23 protein-coding genes are annotated in these 25,909 nt (G+C 75.7%); 12 read left to right on the plus strand and 11 right to left on the minus strand.

All coding sequences use genetic code 11. The features are described from left to right. Positions 1–5: 5 nt before the first annotated feature. A complete protein-coding gene (locus tag CLV70_RS10500) occupies positions 6–1,499 on the plus strand; it encodes a protein kinase domain-containing protein (protein ID WP_211303720.1) in 1,494 nt (497 codons plus the stop codon). On the opposite strand, the gene CLV70_RS10505 is transcribed toward CLV70_RS10500, so the two are convergent. Then, a complete protein-coding gene (locus tag CLV70_RS10505; protein WP_245908153.1) occupies positions 1,489–2,247 on the minus strand; it encodes an FHA domain-containing protein in 759 nt (252 codons plus the stop codon). The genes CLV70_RS10500 and CLV70_RS10505 overlap by 11 nt on opposite strands. 99 nt (positions 2,248–2,346) lie before the next feature. Between CLV70_RS10505 and CLV70_RS10510 the strand changes: the two genes are divergently transcribed. The 3 genes from CLV70_RS10510 (at position 2,347) to CLV70_RS10520 (ending at position 4,795) form a co-directional block, all read left to right on the plus strand. Continuing rightward, a complete protein-coding gene (locus CLV70_RS10510; protein WP_106126231.1) occupies positions 2,347–2,715 on the plus strand; it encodes a hypothetical protein in 369 nt (122 codons plus the stop codon). Positions 2,716–2,844: 129 nt separating this feature from the next. Beyond that, on the plus strand, positions 2,845–3,309 hold the full coding sequence (locus CLV70_RS10515; RefSeq protein WP_106126232.1) for a VOC family protein: 465 nt from the start codon (positions 2,845–2,847) through the stop codon (positions 3,307–3,309). A gap of 88 nt (positions 3,310–3,397) precedes the next feature. Then, positions 3,398–4,795 (plus strand): M36 family metallopeptidase, encoded by a 1,398-nt coding sequence (locus tag CLV70_RS10520; RefSeq protein ID WP_106126233.1) that lies wholly within the window; start codon positions 3,398–3,400, stop codon positions 4,793–4,795. 31 nt (positions 4,796–4,826) lie between these two features. On the opposite strand, the gene gap is transcribed toward CLV70_RS10520, so the two are convergent. From gap to CLV70_RS10535, 4 genes are all read right to left on the minus strand, one after another. Further along, positions 4,827–5,834: a type I glyceraldehyde-3-phosphate dehydrogenase gene (gap, locus tag CLV70_RS10525; protein WP_106126234.1), complete on the minus strand. Its 1,008-nt coding sequence runs from the start codon at positions 5,832–5,834 to the stop codon at positions 4,827–4,829. A gap of 78 nt (positions 5,835–5,912) precedes the next feature. Further along, positions 5,913–6,851, minus strand: coding sequence for a GlxA family transcriptional regulator (locus tag CLV70_RS10530; RefSeq protein ID WP_106126235.1), 939 nt, complete (start codon positions 6,849–6,851; stop codon positions 5,913–5,915). A gap of 37 nt (positions 6,852–6,888) precedes the next feature. Then, positions 6,889–7,041 carry a hypothetical protein gene (locus CLV70_RS39650; protein ID WP_158277743.1) on the minus strand — a complete coding sequence of 51 codons (153 nt, stop codon included), beginning with the start codon at positions 7,039–7,041 and terminating at the stop codon, positions 6,889–6,891. A 30-nt stretch (positions 7,042–7,071) separates the two neighbouring features. Continuing rightward, a complete protein-coding gene (locus CLV70_RS10535) occupies positions 7,072–7,665 on the minus strand; it encodes a TetR/AcrR family transcriptional regulator (RefSeq protein WP_106126236.1) in 594 nt (197 codons plus the stop codon). 100 nt (positions 7,666–7,765) lie between these two features. On the opposite strand from CLV70_RS10535, the gene CLV70_RS10540 reads away from it, so the two are divergent. The 4 genes from CLV70_RS10540 to CLV70_RS10555 all read left to right on the plus strand — a co-directional run bounded on the left by CLV70_RS10540 (position 7,766) and on the right by CLV70_RS10555 (position 10,763). Further along, positions 7,766–8,326 carry a hypothetical protein gene (locus tag CLV70_RS10540; RefSeq protein WP_106126237.1) on the plus strand — a complete coding sequence of 187 codons (561 nt, stop codon included), beginning with the start codon at positions 7,766–7,768 and terminating at the stop codon, positions 8,324–8,326. A 1-nt stretch (position 8,327) separates the two neighbouring features. After that, entirely contained in the window at positions 8,328–9,566 is a 1,239-nt protein-coding gene (locus tag CLV70_RS10545; protein ID WP_106126238.1) for a dihydrolipoyl dehydrogenase family protein, read from the plus strand. Between the two features lie 115 nt (positions 9,567–9,681). Continuing rightward, complete coding sequence (locus CLV70_RS10550) at positions 9,682–10,368, plus strand: SDR family NAD(P)-dependent oxidoreductase (RefSeq protein ID WP_106126239.1); 687 nt, start codon at positions 9,682–9,684, stop codon at positions 10,366–10,368. Beyond that, entirely contained in the window at positions 10,365–10,763 is a 399-nt protein-coding gene (locus CLV70_RS10555) for an ester cyclase (RefSeq protein ID WP_211303721.1), read from the plus strand. Before CLV70_RS10550 ends, CLV70_RS10555 begins: the two co-directional genes overlap by 4 nt. A gap of 4 nt (positions 10,764–10,767) precedes the next feature. On the opposite strand, the gene CLV70_RS10560 is transcribed toward CLV70_RS10555, so the two are convergent. Beyond that, positions 10,768–12,258, minus strand: coding sequence for a hypothetical protein (locus tag CLV70_RS10560; protein WP_106126240.1), 1,491 nt, complete (start codon positions 12,256–12,258; stop codon positions 10,768–10,770). A gap of 22 nt (positions 12,259–12,280) precedes the next feature. Beyond that, the gene (locus CLV70_RS10565; RefSeq protein WP_106126241.1) at positions 12,281–13,261 is read right to left on the minus strand and encodes an Acg family FMN-binding oxidoreductase; all 981 of its coding nucleotides are present in this window, start codon (positions 13,259–13,261) and stop codon (positions 12,281–12,283) included. A gap of 177 nt (positions 13,262–13,438) precedes the next feature. Between CLV70_RS10565 and CLV70_RS10570 the strand changes: the two genes are divergently transcribed. From CLV70_RS10570 to CLV70_RS10585, 4 genes are all read left to right on the plus strand, one after another. After that, positions 13,439–13,954, plus strand: coding sequence for a flavodoxin family protein (locus tag CLV70_RS10570; protein WP_106126242.1), 516 nt, complete (start codon positions 13,439–13,441; stop codon positions 13,952–13,954). Positions 13,955–14,005: 51 nt separating this feature from the next. Continuing rightward, positions 14,006–14,236: an SHOCT domain-containing protein gene (locus CLV70_RS10575; protein WP_211303722.1), complete on the plus strand. Its 231-nt coding sequence runs from the start codon at positions 14,006–14,008 to the stop codon at positions 14,234–14,236. Between the two features lie 90 nt (positions 14,237–14,326). Further along, positions 14,327–15,997 (plus strand): DUF4389 domain-containing protein, encoded by a 1,671-nt coding sequence (locus tag CLV70_RS10580; RefSeq protein WP_106126243.1) that lies wholly within the window; start codon positions 14,327–14,329, stop codon positions 15,995–15,997. Positions 15,998–16,006: 9 nt separating this feature from the next. After that, a complete protein-coding gene (locus CLV70_RS10585; protein ID WP_106126244.1) occupies positions 16,007–18,307 on the plus strand; it encodes a heavy metal translocating P-type ATPase in 2,301 nt (766 codons plus the stop codon). A gap of 133 nt (positions 18,308–18,440) precedes the next feature. Here CLV70_RS10585 and CLV70_RS10590 read toward each other — a convergent pair whose 3' ends face one another. The 4 genes from CLV70_RS10590 to CLV70_RS10605 are packed head-to-tail and all read right to left on the minus strand — an operon-like array spanning position 18,441 to position 25,838. Then, positions 18,441–19,124 carry an ABC transporter ATP-binding protein gene (locus CLV70_RS10590; RefSeq protein ID WP_106126245.1) on the minus strand — a complete coding sequence of 228 codons (684 nt, stop codon included), beginning with the start codon at positions 19,122–19,124 and terminating at the stop codon, positions 18,441–18,443. After that, on the minus strand, positions 19,124–20,068 hold the full coding sequence (locus CLV70_RS10595; protein ID WP_106126246.1) for an ABC transporter ATP-binding protein: 945 nt from the start codon (positions 20,066–20,068) through the stop codon (positions 19,124–19,126). The genes CLV70_RS10590 and CLV70_RS10595 overlap by 1 nt, the downstream gene beginning before the upstream one ends. Further along, the gene (locus tag CLV70_RS10600) at positions 20,065–22,749 is read right to left on the minus strand and encodes an ABC transporter permease (RefSeq protein WP_245908154.1); all 2,685 of its coding nucleotides are present in this window, start codon (positions 22,747–22,749) and stop codon (positions 20,065–20,067) included. Before CLV70_RS10600 ends, CLV70_RS10595 begins: the two co-directional genes overlap by 4 nt. Beyond that, a complete protein-coding gene (locus CLV70_RS10605; protein ID WP_106126247.1) occupies positions 22,746–25,838 on the minus strand; it encodes an FtsX-like permease family protein in 3,093 nt (1,030 codons plus the stop codon). Before CLV70_RS10605 ends, CLV70_RS10600 begins: the two co-directional genes overlap by 4 nt. Between the last annotated feature and the right edge of the window lie 71 nt (positions 25,839–25,909).

The following is a 25,909-nucleotide window of genomic DNA, read 5'->3' on the forward strand; positions in this document are numbered from 1 at the left end:
GTCCGATGATGAGCGCGCAGACGGTCGTACGGGTGCCGGCGGGCTACCGGGTCGGTCCGTGGCGCGTCACCGGTGCGCTGGCCAGCGGCAGCTGGAGCAGCGTCTATGCGGCCGCCCGGGAGCCGGGCGGCCCGTCCGGTGAGGGTCCGGCGGAGGCCGCGCTGAAGTTCGTGCCGACCGGCACGCTGACGAACCGCCAGCTCGCCTTCCTCGCCGAGATGACCGAGCGGGAGCTCTCCGTCGGGCGGCGGCTCGGCCATCCCCGGCTGGTCCGGCTGTACGAGACGCACGTCGTCGACGACCCGGACGACCCGCGCCTCGACGGGTCGACCGTCCTGGTCATGGAGCGCGCCGACCGCTCCGCCGCGGCCCTGCTGGACGCCGTGGACGGCGGCCTCCCGGAAGCGCCCCGCATCATCGCCGAGATCTGCGCCGGCCTCGCGCACCTGCACGGGGCCGGCTGGGTGCACGGCGACCTCAAGCCGGGCAACGTGCTGCTGATGGCCGACGGCTCGGTACGCCTGGCCGACTTCGGGCTGGCCGCCGAGATCGACGGCACCCACGGCTATCTGCCGCCGGGCGGCACGGCCGACTACGTCCCGCCGGAGCGGGCCGACGAGGAACTCGGCCGCAAGGGTGTCGCCGTGCGCCAGACCGCGGACATCTGGGCGCTCGGCGTGACCGCGTGCCAGTTGCTGACCGGGCGCCTGCCGTTCCCCGGCGTCACGTCCCGCGCCCGGTCGGCGGCGGCAGCGGCGTACGCGGCCGGCGGCGGCGAGCTGTCGTTGCCGGCGGAGGTGCCGGCCGAGTGGCGGGGATTCATCGCCGACTGCCTCGCCGCCGACCACCGTACGCGGATGCGGCACAGCGCGAAGGACCTGCTGCACCGGGCGGAGGCCATCGCCGGCCTGGCGGCGCCGCGCCCGCCGAGGTGGCGGTCCCGGCGGACGCTGACGGTCGCGGCGGCGCTCGCCGCGATCCTGGGCGCCGGCGGGGCCGCCCTGGTGATGGACGACCCGGACGGCCCGGACCGGTACTTCAACCCGGCGACGGTCCCGGCGAAGTACCACGACATGATCGTGCGGGCCGGCACGAGCTGCCCGGGCGTGGCGGCGGTGACGCCGCGGCTCGTGGCGGCGATGCTGAAGACCGAGAGCAACTTCGACGAGAACCTCTCGGATCCGGCGAAGGACGAGTACGGCATCGCCCGCTGGACGCCGTCGGTGCTCAAGTTCCTGTTGCCGGTCGGGCAGCGGTCCACCGTGCCCACGCCGCCGTTCTCGGCCGAGGTGTCGATCCGCGCGATGGGCGACTACCTGTGCTTCCTGTCGACGCAGCTGGAGACCCTGCCCGGGGACCGGACGACCCTGATGGCGGCGGCGTACCGGACCTCCGTCACCAAGGTCCGGGCCGCGCACGGCGTGCCCCCGCAGGTCTCGCCCGACTATCTCGCCCGGCTGCGGGCCAACCTGGAGGAGATGAAGCCGGTCAGCCGGTGAGCGGCGGGAGGAGGGCCAGGTGCTCATGGCGTACGAGATCGAACTGAAGCGCGACCGTCACCAGCGCCGCACGCTGCCAGTCGGCCTTGCCGTCCTGGTTCTCGGCCGCGGGCCGCTTGACCCGTAGCTTCGCGCGGGCGAGATAGTCGATGTGGAAGTTGACGGCGGCCCGGCTCAGGCCGTCCGCCGCCGGCAGGCCGGCCAGCCGTTCCAGGATCTCGGGTACGGTGCGGATCACGTGCGCGGTGCTGTCGCGCAGCCGGGGCTCGCAGAGCGCCACCAGGACGAGGAAATACTTCGCCGTCTCGACGAGCGGGAACGCCACGCGGGTCGCGTCCGCGCCGCGGGCCGGCACCTCGCGGGGGTCGGCGTACTGGTGCTGGGCCGCGAAGACGAAGAAGGCGGCGGGCCGTTCCTCGGCCGGGACGACGACGCGCGCGAACTCGAACGGCACCGGCATGTCGATGCGGCGCGGCGCGAGCTTGATGAACTCGCCGCCGCCCTCCGGGTTCTCGACGACGTACGTGCTGCGGGCGCTCAGATTGCTGACCACCCAGTGGTCCTCGACGGCGGTGACGACCCCCGCGGACCGGGAGACGGCCGCGTCCGGCAGCAGGATGTCGGCGCCGGAGCGCCCGAACGTGGCCGACTGCCCCGGGCGGAGCTCGACGACGGTGGGCCGCGCGTCGGTGCTCTGCAGGACGATTCCCCGCCATCGGCTGTGCTCTGTGCCTTGGAGAGTAGTCATTGTGCTTGCCCACGCTACTGGAGGCTTACAGATACACAGTGGACTTTTCTCCCGCGACGATCGACGGGTCAGCACGACCAACGGGAGGAAACAGTGTCCATGCTCAAGAGACTCGCCGCGGCGGCGGCTGCGACCGGCGCGGCGATCATGATGGCCGTCGCCGCCGGCGGCGCGCCGGCTCAGGCCGCCACCTCCGCCGACACGTACGCCTGGTGCGAGGAGGGCTACGTCTGCATCTACGGCGACACGTCGTGGAACCGGCCGCCGATCCTGAAGTTCTACACGTACGGCGCCCACAACCTGAACAACGTCCTCGGCGCCAAGCGCATCTTCAACAACCAGACGGGCGGCGCGCTGGCCCAGGTCTGCGACGGCTACAACGGCACGAACTGCGGCGTCGTCGTGCATCCCTGGACGTACTGGGATCTGGACTTCACGCCGATCAACTCGGTCCGCCTGTACGAGTGATCCCGGCGGGGGCCGGCCGTGCGGCCGGCCCCCGCGATCTTTTCCGAGTAGGTGCCACTTCCTGGCAGCTACTGCTGCGAGTCTGGATCTCGAACACGACGAACCGCACTCGCTGAGGAGGCCCCACCCATGAGCGTCACGACCACCACCCACCTGAACTTCCGCGGCGAGGCCCGGCAGGCCCTGGAGTTCTACCAGTCGGTCTTCGGCGGCCGGCTCACCCTCGTCACGTACGGCGACTTCGGCATGCCGAAGGAGCTGCCCGACGCCGGCAAGGTCGTCTTCGGCCAGCTCACGGCCGACAACGGCTTCGGCATCATGGCCTACGACGCGCCCAGCCAGTCCCCGGCCGCCGCGGCTCCGGCCGCCACCACCCGCGAGCACGGCATGACGCTCACCGGCGAGCGCTTCTTCGTCTCGGTCCGGGGCGACGACGCCGAGGAGGTCGGCGCGCTGTGGGAGAAGCTCGCCGCCGGCGCCACCCTCATCGAGAAGTACGGCCCGTCGCAGTGGGCCCCCGGCTTCGGCATGCTGACCGACCAGTTCGGCGTCACCTGGATCCTGGACGTCGCGGTCGCGTACGACGCGGGCTGACCTCGCTGCCCCTCCGCGCACGCGGGGTATCGATGATGATCGAAAGTGATTAGCATCGATCGATCCGCGTGCGACAGTGGGAGATGCGTTGAAGAAGACACCGCTCGTGCTCGTAACCGTGCTCGTCACCGGGCTCACGACGGCGGCGGCCGCACCGGCCGCCGCCGCACCGGGTGCCCTGCCCGGCGACCTCCGGCAGGTGCAGACCCGCCAGTCGCTGCTCGGTACGCACGCCTGGTACCAGCAGACCTTCCGGGGAATCCCGGTCTTCGGCGGCTACTACGCCGTCCACACGTCCGCGGACGGCACGGTGGCGACCGCCGACGGCCGCAAGGCGGTCACCGGGCTGGCCGGCACCACCGCCGGCGTCACCGAGCAGCGCGCCAGGTCCGCGGTGTCCGGCCGGCTCGGCCGGCAGCCGGCCCGCTCCGAGCTCGTCATCGTGCCGGGCACGACCGCGCGGCTCGCCTGGCAGACGCTGACGCCGACCGCGCGCGGCACCGTCCGGTCGCTGGTGGCCGCGGACAACGGGGCCGTGCTGCGGGAGGAGAACACGGTCCGCGAGGCGAACGGCGTCGGCCAGGTCTTCGACCCGAACCCGGTCGTCGCCCTGCAGGACGAGTCGCTGACCGACCAGCGCGACGCCGACTACCCCGCCCTGAAGGACGCCTACCGGCGGGTCACGCTGCGCCACCTCGACCCGGACAAGAACACGCTGCAGGGCTCGTACGCGAACAACCTGAGCGAGCCCGCCGTCACCTCCGACGCGCGCACGTACGTCTACCCGCGCTCGGATCCCGGCTTCGAGCAGGTGATGACCTACCACAGCATGACCACGACCGAGGAGTACATCCACCGGCTCGGCTTCACCGACGTGAACAACGAGCCGCAGGACTACGCCACGACCGGGCTCACCGCGGACAACTCGTACTACGACCCGTCGGTGGACAAGATCACCCTCGGCACCGGCGGCGTCGACGACGCCGAGGACAACGAGGTGATCTGGCACGAGTACGGCCACGCCATCCAGGACGACCAGGTGCCCGGCTTCGGCAGCACCGAGGAGGCCGGCGCGATCGGCGAGGGCTTCGGCGACTACTGGGCGGTGACGATGTCCCAGGCGACCAGCCCGGACACCGCGGTCACCCCGCTGGCGTGCGTCATGGACTGGGACGCCACCTCGTACACCGACGACGAGCCGCACTGCCTGCGGCGTACCGACACCGCCAAGGTCTACCCCGGCGACCTGGAGGGCGAGGTGCACGCCGACGGCGAGATCTGGTCGCACGCCCTCTGGGACGTCAACCTGGAGCTCGGGCGCACCAGGGCGAACCGGATCATCCTCGAGGCCCAGTTCCGGTTCACCCCGGACGTCACCATGCCGCAGGCGGCCGAGGCGACCGTCGCCACCGCCGGCGTCCTCTACGGGCCCCGGGCCGCGGATCGGACCCGGAAGGCGTTCGTGGACCGGGGAATCCTCTCCTGACGCGGCAGGCCGCACGGCCGGGAACGGATCATCACCGGTCCCGGCCGCCGGCCATCAGCTCCAGCGTGTCGATGACCCGGTGGGCGAAGCCCCACTCGTTGTCGTACCAGGCGACCACCTTGATGTGCCGGCCGTCGACCCGGGTGAGCGCGGCGTCGAAGACCGCCGACGCCGGGTTGCCGGTGATATCGCCGGAGACGAGCGGATCGTCGGTGTACTCGAGGATGCCGTGCAGGGCGCCGCCGGCCGCCGCGCGGTACGCCGCCAGCACCTCCTCGCGCCCCACCGCCCGCTCGACCGTGGTGTTCAGCTCCACCAAGGAGCCCACCGGCACCGGCACCCGGATGGAGTCGCCGGTCAGCCTGCCGTCCAGGCGGGGCAGGACCTTGCCGATCGCCCTGGCCGCGCCGGTCGTCGTCGGCGCGATGTTCACCGCCGCCGCGCGGGCCCGGCGCAGGTCGCGGTGCGGCCCGTCCTGAAGGTTCTGCTCCTGCGTGTACGCGTGCACCGTCGTCATGAAGCCGTGCTCGATGACGGCCAGGTCGTCCAGTACCGACGCCAGCGGCGCGAGCGCGTTCGTGGTGCACGACGCGTTGGAGACGATCAGGTGCCGCTCGGGGTCGTAGGCGTCGTTGTTGACGCCGAAGGCGAGCGTCACGTCGGCGCCGTCGGACGGTGCGCTCACGAGCACCCGCCGCGCGCCGGCGCTCAGGTGCGCCCGGGCGGCCCGGGCGGCGGTGAAGCGCCCGGTGGCCTCCACCACGATGTCGACGTCGAGCTCGCCCCAGGGCAGGCCGGTGGGGTCGCGTTCGGCGTACACGCGGATGCGGTCACCGCCGATCGTGATGCCGGTGCCGTCGGCGGTGACCGGCACGCCGAGGCGCCCCCGCGTGCTGTCGTACCAGAGCAGGTGGGCGAGGGTCTCCGGGGCGGTGAGGTCGTTGATCGCCACCACCTCGAGCTTGCTGTCGCGCTGCAGCAGGGCTCGCAGGGTGTTGCGTCCGATGCGTCCGAAGCCGTTGACGGCGATGCGAGTCATGGGCCCATCGTCGGCGCCGCGGACGGCCGGGCGACAGTGGCTTGAGAGCCACCGTACGCAAGGATCTCGCCACCAAGATCAAGACGAGAACGTCGTGCGGTACTCCGTCGGGGACGTGCCGAGGATGCGGTGGAAGTGCAGGCGCAGGTTGGCGGCGGTGCCGAGGCCGGCCCGCGCGGCGATCTGCTCCACGCCGAGGTCCGAGACCTCCAGCAGTTCCCGGGCCAGATCGACGCGGGCGCGCAGCACCCACTGCATCGGCGTGTAGCCGGTGTCCTCCACGAACCGCCGCGAGAACGTCCGCGCCGACACCTGGGCGTGGCGGGCCAGCGCGTCCAGCGTGAGGGGCTCCCCGAGCCGGCCCAGCGCCCACTCCCGGGTGCCGGCGAAGACGTCGCCGAGCGGCTCGGGCACGCTGCGGGGCACGTACTGGGCCTGGCCGCCGCTGCGGTAGGGCGCGGCGACCAGGCGCCGCGCCACGATGTTGGAGAGCCCGACGCCGTGGTCGCGGCGCACGAGGTGCAGGCAGAGGTCGATCCCGGACGCCGCGCCGGCCGAGGTCAGGACGCTCCCCTCGTCGACGAACAGCACGTTCTCGTCCACCCGGATCAGCGGATACCTCTGCGCGAGGGCCCGCGTGTAGTGCCAGTGGGTGGTCGCCCGCCTGCCGTCCAGGAGCCCGGTCGCCGCCAGCGCGAACGCGCCCGTGGAGATGGCGGCGAGCCGTACGCCCCGCCGGTGTGCGGCCCGCAGCGCCGCGACGACCTCGGCCGGCGGCTCGCCGGTGGCGGGGTTGCGGTAGCCCGGGATGAAGATCGTGTCGGCGTGCCCGAACGCCTCGAGCCCCTCCGCCACGTGATACGACAGTCCGTCGCCGCCGGCCACCGGCCCGGCCGCGGCGCCGCACACGGACACCTGGTAGGGCATGGTCGGCCGGTTGGCGAACACCTGGGCGGGGATGCCGACGTCAAGCGGCTTCGCACCGTCCAGCACGAGCACGGCGACCCGATGATTCATACCGCCACGATGGCACGGTGCACGGCACCGCCGCGGTTCAGCCGCCCGGGGCCGCGCCGCCGTCCATCCGCGAGTCGTGGGAGAGGTCGCCGGTGGGCGGCGGTGGCGGCACGGCCCGGGTGCGCCAGGCGAGATACCCGGCACCCAGGAAAGCGGTCACGATCAACGCGACGAAGATCACCTGGCCCATGCGACCAGTCTGGCAGGGCCGGTCAACCGGTCAGGACGGCCGGCGGGCGCCGTGGGTGCCGACGAGCCCGTCCACGCCGCGGAGGAAGGTCCCGCAGATCAGCGCCGGGTCGAAGAGGCAGCCGGCCGCCATGGCGCCGTCGCGGAGCATGACGAAGTGCTGCGCGGCGGGCTCGGCGGAGGCCTCCTCGATGCGCGCCATCAGGGCGTTGATCGTCTCCAGGAACCACTGCCGGTGGTCGAGGACGGCGCGGTGCACGGGATGGCCCGGATCGGGATATTCGGCCACCGCGTTCAGGAACGCGCACCCCCGGAACCCCGGCGACCGGATGCCGTCGGCGATCGACGCCGCGACGGCCCGGACGGCGTCGGCCGCCGGCAGTCCGGCCGCGGCGGTCTCCACCTGGCCGCGGATGGCCTGGTCGGCCGCCCGCAGATAGGCGAGGACCAGGTCCTCCTTGCCGGGAAAGTGCCGGTAGAAGGTCGCCCGGGTCACCTTCGCCTCGGCCACGATCCGGTCGACGCCGACCGAGTGGATCCCCTCCGCGTAGAAGATCCGGGAGGCCGTGGCGAGGAGCCGGAGGCGCGCCTCGGACGGCCGGACCGCGGTTTCCATGCTCGCCATGCGCCCATAGTAGCGACAGAACGTTCGTTCTTGACACGACGCCGCGCCGCCCCCATCCTCAGACGTGACAGAACGTTCGTTCTCTCTACGGGAGACCACCATGACCACCGTCGCCGCACCCGGCACCCCGACGACGACCGCAGCCACCCTCCGGAGGCTGTACTTCGCCCGCTTCGCGTTCGCCATCACCTGGGCGCTGGTGATGTTCACGACCGCCGGCCACCTCGGCCCGCTCGCGGTCACGCTGCTGGTGCTCTACCCGCTCGCCGACGTCGCGGCCGCCGTCGTCGACGCCCGCGCCTCGCGCGCCACCCGGTCGGCCCCCCTTCTGTACGCGAACATCGCGGTCAGCCTGCTCACCGCGGTCGGCCTCGCCGTCGCCGCGGCCTCCGGCATCCCGGCGGTCCTGCGGGTGTGGGGCGCCTGGGCGGTCGTGGCCGGCCTGGTGCAGCTGATGGTGGGAGTCACCCGCCGCCGGCTGGGCGGGCAGTGGCCGATGATCGTCAGCGGCGGCATCTCCGCCCTGGCCGGCGGCTCCTTCATCGCGGGCGCCGCCGCGGACGACCCGACGCTGACCAACGCCATCGGCTACGCGATTCCCGGCGCCGTCTTCTTCCTCATCTCCGCCCTCCGGCTCGGCCGCACGGCGAGGAGCAACTGACATGGACACCTTTTCGTACGACGTCATCGTCATCGGCGCGGGGCCGGTCGGGGAGAACGTCGCCGACCGGGTCGTGCGGGGCGGGCTGACCGCCGCGGTCGTGGAGCGGGAGCTGGTCGGCGGCGAGTGCTCCTACTGGGCCTGCATGCCCACGAAAGCGTTGCTGCGCAGCGGATCCTCGCTCCGGGCGGCCCGCAGCCTGCCCGGCGCCCGGGAAGCGGTGACGGGCGGCCTGGACGTGGCCGCCGTCCTGCGCCGCCGGGACTCCTTCGCCTCGCACTGGGCGGACGACGGGCAGGTGTCGTGGCTGGACTCGGCCGGGATCGCGCTGCACCGGGGTCAGGGCCGGATCGCCGCGGAGCGGACCGTGGAGGTCACCGGCGAGGACGGTGCCACGGTCCGGCTCACCGCCCGGCACGCGGTGGTGGTCGCGACGGGGAGCAGCGCCCTGCTGCCGGACATCGCCGGGCTGCGCGAGGCGGCGCCGTGGACCAGCCGGGAGGCCGCCGCGGCGCGGACGGTTCCGGGCCGGCTCGCGATCATCGGCGGCGGCGTGGTGGCCACGGAGATGGCGACCGCGTACGCGAGCCTGGGATCCGCCGTCACGCTACTGGCCCGCGAGGCCCTGCTGCCGTCGGCGGAGTCGTTCGCCGGCGCGCACGTGACGGAGGCCCTGCGGGCGGCCGGCGCGTCCGTGCACGTGGGCGCCGAGGTCGCGGCGGTGACCCGGGACGCCGATGGCACTGTGCGCCTCACCCTCACCGGCGGCGACCGGGTCGAGGCGGACGAGCTCCTGGTCGCGGTCGGCCGTACGCCCAACACCCACGACCTCGGCCTCGACCGGGCGGGCCTGAAGCCCGGCGCATGGCTCACCGTCGACGACACGCTGCGGGTGATCGGCGAGGACGGCACGCCGGCCGGCGGCTGGCTGTACGCGGCGGGCGACGTCAACCACCGCGCGCTGCTCACCCATCAGGGCAAGTACCAGGCACGCGCGGCCGGTGACGCGATCGTGGCGCGCGCCCAGGGCGAGCCGGTGGAGGCCCGGATGGTGGTCGACGAGGACCGCCGGGTGATCGTGGGCTTCACGGTCGTCGGCCCGGACGTCGCGGAGCTCCTGCACGCCGCGACGGTCGCCATCACCGGCGAGGTCCCGCTGGACCGGCTGTGGCACGCCGTTCCCGCCTATCCCACGGTCAGCGAGGTGTGGCTGCGGCTGCTGGAGGCGTACGGCCGCTGATTCTCCAACCGCTCGGTACAAAAGTGGGCCGGGTCACCAACCGAGCGGTACAAAATGCGGTACGGTGGCACGCAACCGAGCAGTACAAAATGCGGGTCACACCGGAGGAAGACGCATGACCGTCACACTGATCACCGGCGCCAACAAGGGCCTCGGCTTCGAGACCGCCCGGCAGCTCGTCGAGCTGGGCCACACGGTCTACCTCGGCGCCCGCGACACCGAGCGGGGCGGGAGGGCCGCGGCGGCGCTGGGGGCCAGGTTCGTGCGGCTCGACGTCACCGACGACGCCTCGGTGAAGGACGCGCTGGCCCTCGTCGACGCGGAGGAGGGCCGGCTGGACGTCCTGGTGAACAACGCCGGCATCCTCGGCGGCGAGACGGTGGACGGGCCGGAGGCGCTGCGGGTGTTCGACACCAACGTCGTGGGCATCGTCCGCGTCACGGAGGCCGCCCTCCCCCTGCTGCGGAAGTCCCCCAACCCCACCGTGGTCACCGTCTCGAGCAGCATGGGCTCCTTCTGGGCGGTGACCAACCCGGACCGGCCCGAGTCGGGCATCCTGGCCCCGCTGTACGCGGCGTCCAAGTCGGCCGCCACCATGCTCACCGTCCAGTACGCCAAGGCCCACCCGGGCATCAGGTTCAACGCGCTCGAGCCCGGCTACACGGCCACCGACATGACGGCCGCCATGGGCGGTGGACGGCCGCCGCGGGAGAGCGCCCGGGTCGTGGTGCGGCTGGCCACGGTCGGCGCGGACGGTCCGACCGGGACGCTGCAGGACGAGCTCGGGACGCTGAACTGGTGACGGCCCGGGAGCCGCTGCGCGACTGGTACCTGCGCTACGTCGCCGAGCTCAACGCGCACGAGTTCGGCGGCATGAACGCGTACATCGGCGAGCGGGTGCTGCTCAACGGGGAGCCGGGCACCCGCGACGACGTCCTCGCGGTCCAGCGGCGCGACGTCGAGGCCGTACCGGATCTGCACTGGGAGGTCCGGGAGCTGCTCCTGGACCGCGACCGGATCGCCGTACGCGCGATCAACACCGGCACCCCGGTGAAGGAATGGCTCGGCGTCCCGCCGTCCGGCAGGTCGTTCGAGATCGTCGAGTACGCCATCTACCGGGTCGGCGGCGGCCGGTTCGTCGAGATGACGGCGCTGCACGACTCGGCCGCGCTGCGCCGCCGGCTCACCGGAGAGTAGGGGTTCACCGGCGTGCGGCGCCGGCCACCAGCAGGGCGCCCGCCCCGGCGAGCATCGCGCCCACGAGCGCCACGACGGCGGCCGGCGGACCGGTGATCGGCAGGCCGCCGCCGGCGCCCTGGCCCGCTCCCCCGGCCGCGTACGGCCGCACCTCGATCCTCGCCGTGTCGTTCCACGGCTGCGGATCGGCCGCGCCGCCGGCCACCGTGACGACGCCGACGGAGGGCGTGGCCGCGCGCAGGCGGACCCGCAGGGTGATCGCGACGCTCGCGCCGGGATCCACCCCGTCCTCGGGGAAGCAGCGGTAGCGCGTCAGCCCCGGCTCGCGGGCACCGACCACGTCGCCGGCGTACCCGAAGCAGGACGTCGACACGACGTCCACGCCGGCGGGGACGTCCACGGTCAGCGTGGCCCACGTCGCCACGTCCCAGCGTTCGTCCTGGCCGCCGGTGCCGTACACCTGCGCCGGTCCGGCGTTGCTCAGCCGTACGGTCATCGCCACGGTCTCGCCCGGCCGGCCCCGCACGGGGCCGGCGCCGGCACGCAGGTCCGCGGGATTCGCGGTGATGTGCAGGTAGAAGGTCCCCTCGCTGTCCAGGAAGTCGGCGTCCGGGGCGTCGGCGAGCGCGGTGGCGAGCCGGTCGAGCCGCAGCGGCGGACCGGTGCCGGGCCGCGCGTCGCCCGGGTCGAACGGCTCGCCGGCGGGCATCGGATCGACGGCGTACCGCACGTGCTGGGAGGTGAGCCCGGCGACCCACGAGGGCACGGGCACCGTCACCGGCGTCGACGAGCTGACCTCGGCCCGCTCCCCGGGGGCGAGCCGGAAGTCCGGGAACGGGCACTGGACCTGCGTGCCGCTGTAGTAGCAGTTGCTCCGCCGGTCACGGGCGGGCTGCGCCCACGGCAGAGTCGCCCGCACCAGCACCCCGGAGGCCGCGGCGTCGCCCACGTTGGCGAACCGCGGGCGCACCGGGACGCGGCTGCCGGCCCGGACGCCGTCGACGTGCGCCGACGTCGCGGACAGGTCCGGCAGCGGCCCGGTCAGCGTGAAACCCTGCCGGTAGCCGGCCGGCGTGGCACCGTCGGCGGTGAGCTCGTAGTCGAACGTCACCTCGGTGCCGGGCTCGGCGTCCGGCGACGGGGTGTACCGCAACGGCAGGACGTTGCGCGTCCAGTCGGCACTGGCGATCTCCAGGACACAGGTCAGTACGGCGTCCGACTGCACGCAGCCCGGCGTCGGCTCGGCCGGGGTGATGCGCAGCCAGGGCGCCGCCGCGGTGGCGTCCAGGGTGAACGTGGCCCGGGGCGGCGGGGTGCCGGCGGTGACGCCGTACCGTGCCGCGACGACCTTGCCGTCGACCGCGCCGGCGGGCATCCCGCGGGAGCGCAGGTCCACGATCAGCTCCGGGGCCGGGCCCGCCGCGCGGGCGACGGCCGCTCCGGGCAGGACACAGAGCAGGCCGGCCAGGACGGCCATCAGCATCCGGAGCCGCATCACGTACCTCCTCGGTGTCTCCTCACCCCACCATGACGTCCTTGAGCGGGCGGCGGGGTGTGCCGGGCACCGGCCGGCCGTAGCCGAGGCGCAGCACCATCTGCGCCCAGGTGTCCGTACGGGGGTCGCTGAGCCGGGAACGGGCGGCCGGCAGCTCCACGGGCTGACTGACCGGGGTGGCGGCGAGTCCCAGCGTGGTGGCCGCGAGCAGCACCCGTTGCAGGGCCTGCCCGGCCTGCACCCACTCCGCCGGGCCGTCGCCGCGCGTGGTCAGGACGACCAGCGTCGGGTGCGGTTCGAAGCGGGCGCCGCCCGCGCTGCGCGGCAGGTGGAAGTCGCGGACGGGCAGAACCTCGCGGGCGTCCCACGGGCCGAGCGCCGTGACCGGCACACCGTCGCGGCGGCCCCGGCCCGGCGCCGTCCACCGGGCGAGTTCGTCGGCGTACCCGTCCCGGGCCCGCAGGTGCCGGTCGGCGGCGTGGGACATGCCGAGCACGGCGTCCCGGCCCGCCGGGGTGGCCACGGCGAGCGCCGCGCCCTCGAGTCGCGCCGCGGCGATCAGCCGTTCGACCGCATCGGCCGGCAGCGCCGTGTCGGCGAACGGGTAGCGGTTGGTGTGCCGCCGCTCGACGGCCGCCGCCAGCGACGTGACCCCCGGCGTCGGCTCGGCCCGCCGGCCGGCCGCGACCCGGGCCACCAGATCGCCGTCGTGCCGGGACGGGAACAGGTCGAGCAGCGGCAGGCAGCCCGCGGCCCGGAACGCCAGGCGCAGGGTGAAGAGGGCGGCGCCCACACTGATCATCAGCTCGCGGCCGTCCGGGTCCAGGACGGGCAGCTGGCGGGTGCGGTCGGCGTACACGTCCACATGGTTCTCGCCGACCCGGAAGAGCCAGGGCTGGCTGTTGTGCAGCGACGGGGCGGCGGTCGCGGTGCGCACACACTCGGCCAGGACCGTACGCGACAGTGCTCCGGCCCGGTGGCGTGCCGTGACGGTGCTGGTCATGCCCGCACCTCCGCTTCGTCCGAGGATCGCCGATCGGCCCGTACCCGTCCATTGCAGCCCCCGCGCCGTCCCGGTCCCAGGGCCGAAGGTCCCGGTACCACCCACCCGGGCGGGCCGTTGGACTCTGGGCCGGGGCGGCGGGCGGGATGAGGGTGGGAGGAAGAGAGAGGGGCCGGCATGAAAGCGCTGATCATCTTCGAGTCCATGTTCGGCAACACCCAGTCCATCGCCCACGCCGTCGCCGAGGGGCTCGGGGACGCGTACGACGTCCGGGTCGCGGACGTCGCCACGATGCCGCGGGCGTACGGCGTCGACCTGGTCGTCGTCGGCGGCCCGACCCACGCGTTCGGCATGTCCCGGCCGTCCACCCGCGAGGACGCCCGCCGGCAGGGCACCGTGCGCGAGGGCGCCGTCGCGGCCGGCCTGCGGGAGTACTTCGACTGCTCGCCGGTGCTGCACGGCCTCGCCGCGGCGGCCTTCGACACCAAGATCAACAAGCCGCTGGTCCCCGGCTCGGCCGCCCGCAAGGCCCAGAAGGAACTGCGCCGGCTCGGCTGCCGGATCGTGCTGCCGGCCGAACACTTCCTCGTCACCGGCACCGGCGGCCCGCTGCTCGAGGGCGAACGGGAACGCGCCCGGCAGTGGGGGGCGGCCCTCGCGCAGGCCGCGGCCCGGGAGCACCACAGCGTGTGAGCCGCGACCGGCGGCGGCACGGAGGTCAGGCCGTACGGAAGGAAGACGACGATGATGTACGACGGAGGCGGAATGGGCGCCGGAGGCTGGATCCTCATGATCCTGACCGTGGCCCTGCTGGCGACGCTCGTCGTCGCCCTGGTGCGGCCGCTCGCCGGGCCCGGCCCCGCCGACCCGGTGGGGCACGCGGAGGAGATCCTCGCCGACCGGCTCGCGCGCGGTGAGATCAGCAGCGAGGAGTACGAGCAGCGGCTGCACGTCCTCCGCGCCGCCCACCGGTAGGCACGGCCGGGCGACCGGCGAGGACGGGACCTGCGGCTCTGGCCGCGACGGCGATCACGGCGGTCTGCTGAGGCGACCTGGGAGGGTGCCATGAACCGCTATCCGTTGCGGGTCGAGGCACGCCGGGACGAGCCGCTGAGCCGATGGCTCTGGCTCGTCAAATGGCTGCTGCTGATCCCGCACTCCGTCGTCCTGGCCGTGCTGTGGGTGGGCTTCGCCGTGCTCACCGCCGTCGCCTACCTCGCGGTCCTGATCACCGGCAGCTATCCGCGGGCCATCCAGGCGTACGACGTCGGGGTGCTGCGGTGGACCTGGCGCGTCGCCTACTACGGCTACCAGGCGCTCGGCACCGACCGGTACCCGCCGTTCACCATGGCGGACGTGCCCGGCTACCCGGCCCGGCTGCATCTGGACGAGCCCGCCCGGCCGCCGCGATGGCTGCCGCTGGTCGCATGGTTGTTCGCCGTGCCGCACCTCGTGCTCGTGGGAGCGCTGACCGGCGGCGTGACCCTCGCGCTCACCGCCGGCGACAACGGGAACGGCGCCCCGGTGGGCGTGGTGACGGCGGGCGTCCTGATCGCCGGCCTCGCCCTGCTCTTCACCGGGCGGTATCCCCGCGGGCTGTACGACCTGCTCGTCGGCATCGCCCGCTGGAACCTGCGGGTCATCGGCTACCTGGCGTTGCTCACGCCGTACCCGCCCTTCCGGCTGGACCAGGGCGAGCGCGAGCCGGACGGCGACCCGCGGGATCCACCGCCGGTGCATCGCGGCCCCCGGGAGGGATCGGCCGTGGGCCCGGCCCTCGCCCTCGTGGCGGGCGTGCTCCTGGTGCTGCCCGCGGTCGGCTCGGCAGCGGCCGGCGGAACCCTGCTGGCCGTCGAGAGCGCCCGGGACGCCTCGGGGTACGTGACGAGCCCGGTCCTGCCGCTCAGTTCCGCCACCGCGGCCGTGACCACCGAGGACATCGCCCTGCGCGACACGGGCACGTGGACCGGGCTGTTCGCCGACGTGGGCGGCGTGCGGATCACCGCGGACAGCACCACGGGCAAGCCGGTGTTCGCCGGGATCGGCCGTCGCGCCGACGTCGACCGGTGGCTGGCCGGGACGGCCCGGGACCGGATCACCGACGTCACCGGCGGGACCGCCCGCTACGACCGTACGGGCGGCGCGGTCACGCCGGTGACGGCACCGGCCGGCCAGAACTTCTGGCTCGCCTCGGTCACCGGCAGCTCGGCCGCCGAGCTGACGTGGCGGGTCACCGACGGGGATTTCACCGTCGTGCTCGCGAACGCCGACGGCTCCCCCGGCGTCGCCGCCGACGTGCGGGCCGCCGCGCAGGTGCCCGGCCTCACGGGGGCGGGCGCGGGGCTCCTGCTCGCCGGGGTCGTGCTCGGTGTCCTCGGCATCCTGCTGATCGTCCTCGGCGGCACCGGGCTGGGCCGCCGGCACAGCGGCCGGCCCACTCCCCCGACGCCACCCACTCCCCCGGCGACGCCCATTCCCGCGGCGACGCCCACTCCCCCGGCGACGCCCATTCCCGCGGCGCCACCCACTCCCTCGGCGACGCCCATTCCCGCGGCGCCGGAAAATCCCTCGGCGTCACCCCGCCCTTCACCGCAGGACGGCGGCGCTGCGCCGCAGGAGGTCGGCTCTCAGTCGCAGGACGGCGGCTCTCAGTCGCGGGACGGTGGTGCTCCGCCGCGGGACGGTGGTGCTCCGCCGCGGGACGGCGGTCTGACCGGCGCGGTCGCGCCGAGGTAGGAGGACGATATGCAGTCGTGGCCGCAACGACGGGACCAGATCCTGTTCGCCGCGACGACCCTGTTGTCGGCGGGCGGGCTGGTCCTCGCCGCGGGCGGGGCCGGGTCCGCGGCCGACGGCGCGTGGGTGGCCGCGACGCTGATCGGCCTCGGGTACTCGACGGCGACGCTGGTCGCCGCGGTCCGCCGGCGGGAGGCGAGCGTCGATGTGATCGCGTGGCTGGCGCTGGCCGGCGCGCTCGCGGTCGGCGAGGCGCTCGCGGGTGCAGTGGTCGCTGTCATGCTGGCGACCGGGGTGCTGCTGGAGGCCCGCGCCGCCGCGCGCGCCCGGCGTGAGCTGAGCGCGCTGGCGGCGCGGGCACCGCGGACCGCCCGGCGGGACACCGCGGCGGGACCGGTCGAGGTGCCGGTGGCCGAGGTCGTGCTCGGGGACCGGCTCCTGGTGGGGTCCGGGGAGATCGTGCCGGTGGACGGACGGCTCCTCGGCCCGGCGGTGCTGGACGAATCGGCGCTGACCGGCGAGCCGCTGCCGGTCGAGCGGCGCGCGGGCGAGGACGTGCGCAGCGGCGTGGTCAATGCGGGCGGCCCGGTGCGGCTCACCGCGACCGCGACCGCGGAGGCGTCCACGTACGCCGGGGTGGTGCGCCTGGTCGGGCAGGCGCAGGCACAGAGCGCGCCCTTCGTACGGATCGCCGACCGGTTCGCGGTGGCGTTCGTGCCCCTGACGCTGCTGCTGGCGGCCGGGGCGTGGGCGGTCGCCGGCGATCCCGTCCGGGCCGTCGCCGTGCTGGTGGTGGCCACCCCGTGCCCGCTGCTGCTGGCGGCGCCGATCGCCATCATCTCGGGCATCTCCCGGGCGGCGCGCCGCGGCGTGATCGTCAAGGGCGGCGGCGCCCTGGAACGGCTGGCGGCCGGGCGCGTCCTGCTGTTCGACAAGACCGGCACGCTGACCGCCGGCCGGCCGGCCCTCACCGACGTCGTCACCCCCACCGGCGGGGACCTGTCCGCCGACGACGTCCTGCGCCTCGCGGCGAGCCTGGACCAGAGCTCCGCGCACGTGCTCGCCGGCGCCATCGTCACGGCGGCACGCGACCGGCGCCTGCCGCTGACCTCGCCCGGCGACGTCCACGAACGCCACGGCCACGGCGTCGAGGGGGTCGTCGACGGGCGCCACGTCCGGCTCGGCAAGGCGTCGAGCATCGTCACGGGCCCGATGCCGGCGTGGATGCGGCACGCCCGCCGGCGGGCCGCGCTCGACGGGTCGCTGACCGTCTTCGCCGCCGTCGACGGCGTCCCGGCCGGGGTGCTGCTGCTCGAGGATCAGGTACGCCCCCAGGCGCCCCGCATGGTGCGGGCCCTGCGCCGGGCCGGCATCACCCGGGTGGTGCTGATCACCGGCGACCACACCGACACGGCGGAGGCCGTCGGGCGCGTCGTCGGTGTCGACGCGGTGCACGCCGACTGCGACCCCGCCGACAAGCTGACCCTGGTCGGCGCCGAGCAGGACCGGGCACCGACGATCATGGTCGGCGACGGCATCAACGACGCGCCGGCCCTCGCCGCGGCCGGCGTCGGGGTGGCCCTGGCGGCCCGCGGCGCCTCCGCCTCCTCGGAGGCCGCCGACGTGGTGCTGACCGTCGATCGCCTCGACGCCCTGGCCGACGCGATCCTCATCGCCCGGCGCTGCCGCCGCATCGCCCTGTGGTCCGTCGCGATCGGCATGGGCCTGTCTGGCGCGGCCATGGCCGTCGCCGCGGCGGGCTACCTCACGCCGGTCGCCGGCGCCGTCCTCCAGGAGATCATCGACCTGGCCGCCATCGCGATCGCCATGACCGCCCTGCTGCCGGGCCGCTCGCACACCGTGACGATGCCGGCCGCCGACCTCGCCACCGCGCGGCGGCTGTACGCGGAACACCAGGAGGTGCGCCCGCTGGTCGAGCAGGTGCGGACGGTCGCGGACGCGCTGAACCGGCCGCCGTACGACCTCGGCCCGGTCCGGGAACTGCTGGACCGGCTCCAGGTGCGGCTGCTCGCGCACGAGCGCGCGGAGGAGGCCGAGCTGCTGCCGATCATGGCCCGCGCGCTCGGCGGCACGGAGGCGACGAGCGGGCTGAGCCGTACGCACGCCGAGATCGAGCACCAGATCGGGCGGCTGCGCCGGGCGGTGGAGGAACCCGTCGCGCAGGCGGAGGCGGAGGACGTCACGGACGTGCGGCGGCTGCTCTACGGCCTGTACGCCATCCTGCGCCTGCACAACGCGCAGGAGGAGGAAGGCGCCTTCAGCCTCGTCGCCGACGTGGCCACCCCCTGACGGCGAGCGCGGGGCGGCCACGGACACACCGGTGCGGGGCGGCCACGGACACACCACCCCGGGCGGCCACGGACACGCCCGCGCCGTGGTGAGGCGCGCCGGCGGCGTGGGGCGGAGGCACGCGCGGGCGGTGTCAATCGTCGGTGACGAGGGCTCCGTCGCGGAGGGTGAGGATGCGGTCGGCGCGGTCCATGAGGCCGGCGTCGTGGGTGGCGACCAGTGCCGTCATGCCGTGCGCGTCGACCACGGCGCGGAGCAGGTCCATGATGGACCGACCGGTGTCGGAGTCGAGCTGGCCCGTGGGCTCGTCGGCGATGAGCAGCTGCGGGTCGTTGGCGAGCGCCCGGGCCACGGCGACCCGCTGCTGCTGGCCGCCGGAGAGCTCGTACGGCCGCTGCGCCGCGTGCGCGCCCAGGCCCACCAGCTCCAGCAGGACGGCGACCCGCCGGTCACGCTCGGCGGCCGGGCGCCGGGCCAGCCGCAGCGGCACCCCGATGTTCTCGGCCGCGGACAGGATCGGGATGAGGCCGAACGACTGGAACACGAAGCCGATCGTGGAGCGGCGCAGCTCGAGCAGTTCCCGCCCGGAGGCCGCACCGACGTCACGCCCGGCGACCTCGACCCGGCCGGTGGTCGGCCGGTCGAGCCCGCCGACCAGGTTCAGCAGGGTGGACTTGCCGGCGCCGGACCGGCCGCGGACGGCGACGAGTTCCCCGCGGGCCGCCGTGAACGACACCCCGCGGACGGCGTGCACCACGCCGTCGCCGGCCGGGAAGTCACGCCCCAGGCCGGCGACCCGGACCACCGCCTCGGACATCAGCGCTCCTCGCCGGGCCGTACGGCCACATGATCGGGTTCCAGGGTCAGGCGCACCCGGTCGCGCAGGGTCAGCGCCTCGACGAACGCGGCCGGCAGTTGCAGGCGCCCGTTGCGGTCGAGCACCGCGTACTCCTCGCTGACCAGCTCCTCCGTGCCGTCGGTGCCGCGGCGCGCCGACCGGCGTACCTCGGCGGCCGTCCTGCCGTCGCGGATGGCGACCGCCCGGCGCACCTCGCCGGCCACGTTGCGGTCGTGGGTCACCACCACGACGGTCACGCCCAGCTCGGCGTTGACGGTGCGCAGCGCGCCGAAGACCTCCGCCGCGGTCGCCTCGTCCAGTTCGCCGGTCGGCTCGTCGGCGAACAGCACCTCCGGGTCGTTCGACAGCGCCACGGCGACCGCGCAGCGCTGCTGTTCGCCGCCGCTGAGCCGGCCCGGGCGCCGGTCGGCGCGGTCGGCGAGCCCGACGAGCTCGAGCAGTTCCCCGGCGCGGGCCCGGGCGGCCCGGCGTCCGCCGCCGGCGAGCCGCACCGGAAGTTCGACGTTCTCCCGTACGTCCAGGTAGGGCAGCAGGTTGCGGGCGGTCTGCTGCCACACGAAGCCGACCGTCCGCCGCCGGTACGCGAGCCGGCTCTTCGCCGACAGGTTCAGCAGGTCGTAGCCGGCGACCCGGGCCACCCCGGCGGTGGGTACGTCCAGCCCGGACAGGATGTTGAGCACCGTCGACTTGCCGGAGCCCGACGCGCCGACGATGGCCAGCAGCTCCCCGCGGTCGACGACGAGGTCGAGCCCCTGCAGGGCGACGACCTCGACGCCGTCGGTCTTGTAGATGCGCACGAGGCCGTCGCACACGATGTGCCCGGCCAGCCGGTCGGCGCCGCCCGCCCGCGCGGCCGCCCGCTCCCCCGCCCGGCGCTCCAGGGCGGCAAGGTCCTCGGTCACCCGTACTCCCCTCCTGGCCGTGGCACCCCGAGGCGCGCACGGCGGTCAGCGACGCTCTCCACCAGCAGCGCCGCGGCGACGGCGAGCAGCACCGCCGCCAGCACGACGGCGATGAGCGCCGGGCCGGCCCGGCCCCCGGCCGTCACCCCGGCGGTGAACCCCGACAGCCCCAGCGCGGGCCCGAGGAGGCGCGGCAGCGCGGCGCCGACCAGGCCGCCCGCGACGAGGGCGACCGTCAGCAACGGTACGAGCTCGTACAGCAGCAGCCGGCTTCCCTGGCCGGGCGACAGGCCGAGCGGTCGCAGGCGGGCCAGGGTGGCCCGGCGCGCCGGCGCCCCGGCGAGCACCGCGAAGCCGAAGGCGAGCAGGGCCAGGACGACCGAGCCGGCCGAACCCGCGGCGAAGGTGAAGCTGAGCACCCGGTTGACGCCGCTCTCCTCGAGCGACGCGCGCTGGTCCCGCCAGGTCGTGACGGTCGTCGGCGGCAGCTCCCACTCGTCCGGCGCCTGCCCCAGCCCGCTCGTCAGGTAGGCCAGTTGCCCGGCGTCGCCCGCCCGGCGCAGCGCCTCCGGATCGGCGCCGGCGCCCGCGACGGCGAAGCGGTTGATCCGCAGGGGCCGCCCCTCGGGAACGGGCAGCGCCTGGGCGGGGAGTACGACGAACCGCTGCGCGCCCACGCCCGTCCCCGGGGCCTCCGCGGCGACCGCGGCGACCCGGAACCGGTACACCGTCCCCTGCACGTCGACCGTGCCGTCGCCGCCGAGCTTCGCGGCGACGTCGGGTGACACCAGCGCCGGCACCGCCCCGCCGCCGGGCGCGGCCCGGGTGAGCGCGGACGGCAGCCGCAGGCCGCTGCCCGCGAGGCGCAGCACGCGCTCGGCGGCCGGACCGTCGATCAGGAGGACCCGGACCTGGCCCTGCGGGGTGCGGCCGGCACGCAACGGCACCCCGTTGTCGTCGCGGATCGCCGCCACCGCCGTGACGCCGGGGACGGCGGCCAGGCCCCGTACGGTGTCCGGCCCGAAGCCGGCGCCGGTGATCAGCGCGTCCCCGGCCACGTCGAGGTCCGTGGCGCGATCGCGGGCGTCGCCGATCGCGCCGCTCACGGTGCCGGTGAAGACGCCGGTGGCGACCGTCACGACCAGCACGGCCAGCGGGGCGACCCGCACCGGTGAGCCGCGCCCCGCCCCGGCGAGGCCGAGGAACGGCACGGCGCCCCGGGCGCGCGCGGTCAGGCGGCCGGCCAGCCGCAGTGGCCACGGCACCAGCCGCAGCACGGCCAGCGCCACCGCCACGGCCAGCAGGACCGGCACCACCACCAGGTACGGGTCCACGCCGTCGGCCGCGGCCAGTCCCCTGCGGCGTACCAGCAGCACGCCGAGGACCGCGAGCAGCAGCACGAACGCCTCGCCGACGAGGCGCCGCGGCGACGGCCGCGCACCGAGGTCCCGCCGGCCGGTGCCGGCCGGGCGCCGCTGGGCGGCCGTGGCGAGCACCGGCGCGGTCACCGTCGCCACGACCAGGACCGCGGCGAGCGCCGGCCATCCGTGCGCGGGTGCGCGGCCCGGTAGCAGCGACCCGGCGAGCCACCCGGCCAGCACCGCGGCGGGCACGACCAGCAGCGTCTCGGCCAGGAGCCGGCCCCCGATCGCGGTGGCGGCGCCGCCCCGGGCCCGGATCAGGGCGAACTCGCCGCGGCGCCGCTCGACCACGAGCCCCGCGGCGAGCGCGATCAGGCCGAGCACGGTCGCGACGATGCCCGCCTGCACGACCGCGAGCAGCGCCGCCACGGCCCGCTGTTCACCGGAATAGCGCTCCAGCGACGCCTCGAGCCCGCTGGTCAGGGCGGTTCCCTGCGGGGCGGAACGCCGGGCGGCGGTCACGGCGGCGGCCAGCGCGGGCACGTCCGGGGCGGTCACCCGCTCCGCGGCGAGGCGGTAGCGCCACTCGTGCACCGCGTCGCCGGTGCGGTCGCCGGCGAGGCGGATGCCCGCGGCGTCGGTGAGCAGGCCGGCCCGGACGGTGGCGCCGTCCGTGGGGTTGGGGCAGGAGGTCCGGGTCAGCGGCATGTCGGCCCAGAGCGTGGCCGCCGGGTCCAGCTGCTCGAAGATGCCGACGACCCGCACCGGAACGGGCCCGTACGTGCCGATCAGCGTGAAGGTGGACCCGACCCGCAGGCCGACGGCGGCGGCGACGGGACGGGCGACGGTCGCCTCGACGGTCCCCGCCGACGCGGGCGGGCGGCCCTCCACCATCCGGACGGCCCGGTCCGCGCCGGTCAGCGTGCGCACCGACAGGCTGGGCGTGCAGCTGCCGGCGAAGGGCGCGACGTCGCCACCGGTACGCACCCCCGCCGGCCCGACCCGCGCGGTATACCACTGGTCGCTGATCAGCCCGCGCAGCGGCTCGGCCAGCCGCTGCCGGTACGTGTCCAGCCGCTGCGCGCCGTCGAGGACGGCCTGCTGGGTGGGATCCAGCGGGTACCGCACCGGCAGGCTCCCGAACGTCAGGTCGCGGGCGGAGTCCGGCAGCCGGGCGAGGTCGGCGCGCAGGCCCGCATCGGTGTGGCCGTTGGCGAGCTTCGGCACCCCGCTCACGAGCAGCGCGGCGATCAGGGCGAGCGCGGCGAGCAGGGCCAGCTCCCCGGCGAACGCGCGGGCGCGGTGCAGCAGCGAGATCACGGCTCCCGCCCCTCGGCCGGCGGGCCGGCGGCGACGCGGCGGTGCAGGCCCAGCGCGGCGAGAGCGGTCAGGGCGAGGGCCAGCGCGACGAGCAGGACACCGGTGCCGGCGGCCCGGAGCCATTCGACGTCCGGCAGCGGCGCCGGCACCGGCCGGGCGGCGGCGGGCGTCAGCACCAGCAGCGGGACGACGGCGATCGCGACGAGCACCCCGGCGACCAGACCGGCGAGCGCGCCGATCCCGGCCAGCAGGGACTGCTCCACGAGCAGCGAGCGGGTCAGCAGCCCGGGACCGGCGCCGAGGGCGTGCAGGACGGCGAGTTCCCCGGCCCGCCGCCGGATAGTGGCCTGCACGTCCACCGCGACGCCGACGGCGGCCAGCAGGACGGCCGCCAGGGCCGCCCCGAACAGCGCGCCGCGGGCGCCGGCGCCGAACGGGTCGCTGCCGGCGGCGGACAGCGCCTGCCGGTCGACGATCTGGACGCCGTCCAGCCGGGCGGCGGCGACCGCGGCCGCGGTGTGCTGCCCCGGCCGCGTGGCCAGCCACCATTCCTGGGGCGCCGCGACGACGCCGCGCCGGCCCAGGAGCTGGGCGTCGAGGGTCGGCAGGTCGGCCAGCAGCGCCGGACCGCCGTCGGTGCCGGGCACGGCGGCGATCGTCGCGGCGACGGTGACGTCCACCGAGACGCCGCCGACGGTCAGGGTGGTCGACTGCCCGGTGCCGAGGCGCAGGGCGGTGAGCGCGGCCGGGGTGACCGCCACGGGCAGCGGCGCGGGCCCGGCGGCCGGGACGACGGCGAAGTCGACCCGGTGCGTCCGGGGCACCCGGTAGGTCGCCGCCAGGGCGTCCGGGCGGGGGCGGGCGGCGTCCTGCGCGGACTCGCGGTCCACCGTCCGCCAGCCGCCGGCGGCGAGCGGGACGTCCAGGCCGTCGAGCCGCCAGCTCACCGTGGACCCGGACGCGGCGGCAGGCGCCTCGACGAGGAACCCGGCCAGCCGCCACCCACCGGGCGGGGCCGTCAGCGTGAACCGGCCGGCGGCGTCCGGCTCCAGCGGCAGCCGCGCCTGCCGGCCCGCGGGCCCGGCGAGCACGGCGGTCGTGCGCACGCCCGGATCCGCGGTCACGGTGCCCCGGCCCGGCACCGGCGCGTCCCCCGGCGCGGGCCGGGCGGCGGCCAGCCTGCGCCACAGGCCGTCCGGGTCGCCTCCGGCGACGTCGCCGCGCAGGTGCAGGACGCGCGATCCGGCGACCGCGTCCACCGCGACGAGGTCGCCCCGGCCGCCGTCGGTGCCGAGGGCCACGCCGGTCCGGGCGCCCGGCAGCACCGCCGTCACCCCCGGCAGCGCGGCGAGGCCGTCCGGCCGGTCCGCGGGGGCGGCACCGGCGTTCTCGACGAGGCGGAGGTCGGCGCCGGCGCGCAGGTCCGCCTGGTCCACGGCGGAGCGCTCGGACGTGCCGGCCAGGCACCACGAGACCGTGCCGGCGGCGACCGCCAGCGCCACCAGGACCATCGGGCCCGCGTGCGACCGGCGGCCGGCCTGCCAGGTGCCGAACACGGCGGCGCTGTCGGACGTCCGCTCGGCGAGGCCGGTGGCGACGCGCGCCGCCGGGAGCAGCAGGCGCAGCGTGAGCACGGCGCCCGCGATCACCCCGAGCGTCGGCGCCGCGGCGAGCAGCGGGTCGATGCCGAGCGCGCCACCCGTACCGGCGGCGGACAGCGGGGAGGCGTACTGCCGCAGTTGCAGCCAGCTCAGCACGGCCAGCGCCAGCACCACCACGTCGAGGCCCGCCCGCAGCACCACGGACCGGGTACGCGGCCGGGAACGGGCGGCCATCTCGGCGGCGTACGCGCGGCCCCGGCGCAGCGCCGGAGCCGCCACGGCCAGCGCGCATCCCATCGCGGCCACCGCCGCGACCAGCCAGGTCGAGACGGCGAGCCGGGGACGCAGCTCCAGCCCGGCGGCCACCGCCGGCACCCGGCTCGCGAGCGCCACCAGCCCGGCCGCCAGCACCGGGCCGAGGACGGCCGCGGGCAGCACCACCAGCAACGACTCCCGCAGCGCGAGCCCCGCCAGCCGGCCCCGGGACGCGCCCCGGGCGCGCAGCAGCGCCGTCTCGCCCCGCCGGTCCTCGGCGAGCAGCACCGCCATCAGCAGCAGCACGTAGCCGGCCAGCACGATGATCAGCAACGCGGGCGTGACCAGCGTGGACCGACCCACCACGTCGGCGCGGCCCAGCCGGGCGGCGAGCTCGGACAGGCCGCTCTCGGCCGAGGCGGACTGGTCCAGCCCGCGCGGCGCCGGCAGCCCCGTCCCCGTCGCCGCCGCGGCGGCGGCCGCGCCGGTCACCTCGGCGAGGGTGGCCGCTTCCAGCCGCGGGGTCACCAGCCAGGCGGCGGACCGGGACGCGGCGAAATGCGCCGTGAAGTCGGCCCGCTCCACGACCAGCGGCCCGTACGTCGCGGAGCCCGGCCGCACCCCCGTCGCGACGTCCGGAACCAGCCGCCAATACGGATCGGTGGCGTCGACGGGCTGCCACACTCCGGTCAGCACCACCTCGGTGGTCCGCCCGGTGCGGCGGTCGGTCAACGGGATCCGGTCGCCGACGGCGCGGCCCAGCAGCCCGGCGACCGGCTCGGCGAGCGTCATCTGTACGGGCGAAGCCCCCGCGACGGCCCACCGGCCGCCGGTCAGGCGCGCGTGCCCGGCCAGATCGTCGACGTGCAGCACCGACGCGTACGCGACACCGGAGGAATCCGGCCGCACCGCACCGCCCGGCTCGGCGAACGCCCAGCCGGCGCCGTATCCGGCCGCGCTGACGACGGCGGGCACGCCGCCCAGCCCGCCACCGAACGCCCGGCGCAGCGCGGCGTCCCACTGCGCCTGCGCGGCCGGGTCGGAGCCCGCGGAGCCACGCACCAGGATGGAGCGCTCGGCCGGGTCGGCGGACGCCACGGCGGTGCGGACGCCGGCCTCGGTCACCGCCGTGCTGTAGACGGTGAGCGCGGCCAGCAACGTCACCGCGGTCAGCGTCACACCGGCCGCGGCCAGCAGTAACGCCGCCGCCCCCCGTGCGCGCCGCAGCATCATGGCCGCGATCCTGCCAGATCATCCGGCCGCTCGCGGGAGCCCCCGCGCGGCCTGTGGAAAACCCTCCCGCC

The organism is Pseudosporangium ferrugineum (genome assembly GCF_003002065.1).
Lineage (GTDB): Bacteria > Actinomycetota > Actinomycetes > Mycobacteriales > Micromonosporaceae > Actinoplanes > Actinoplanes ferrugineus_A.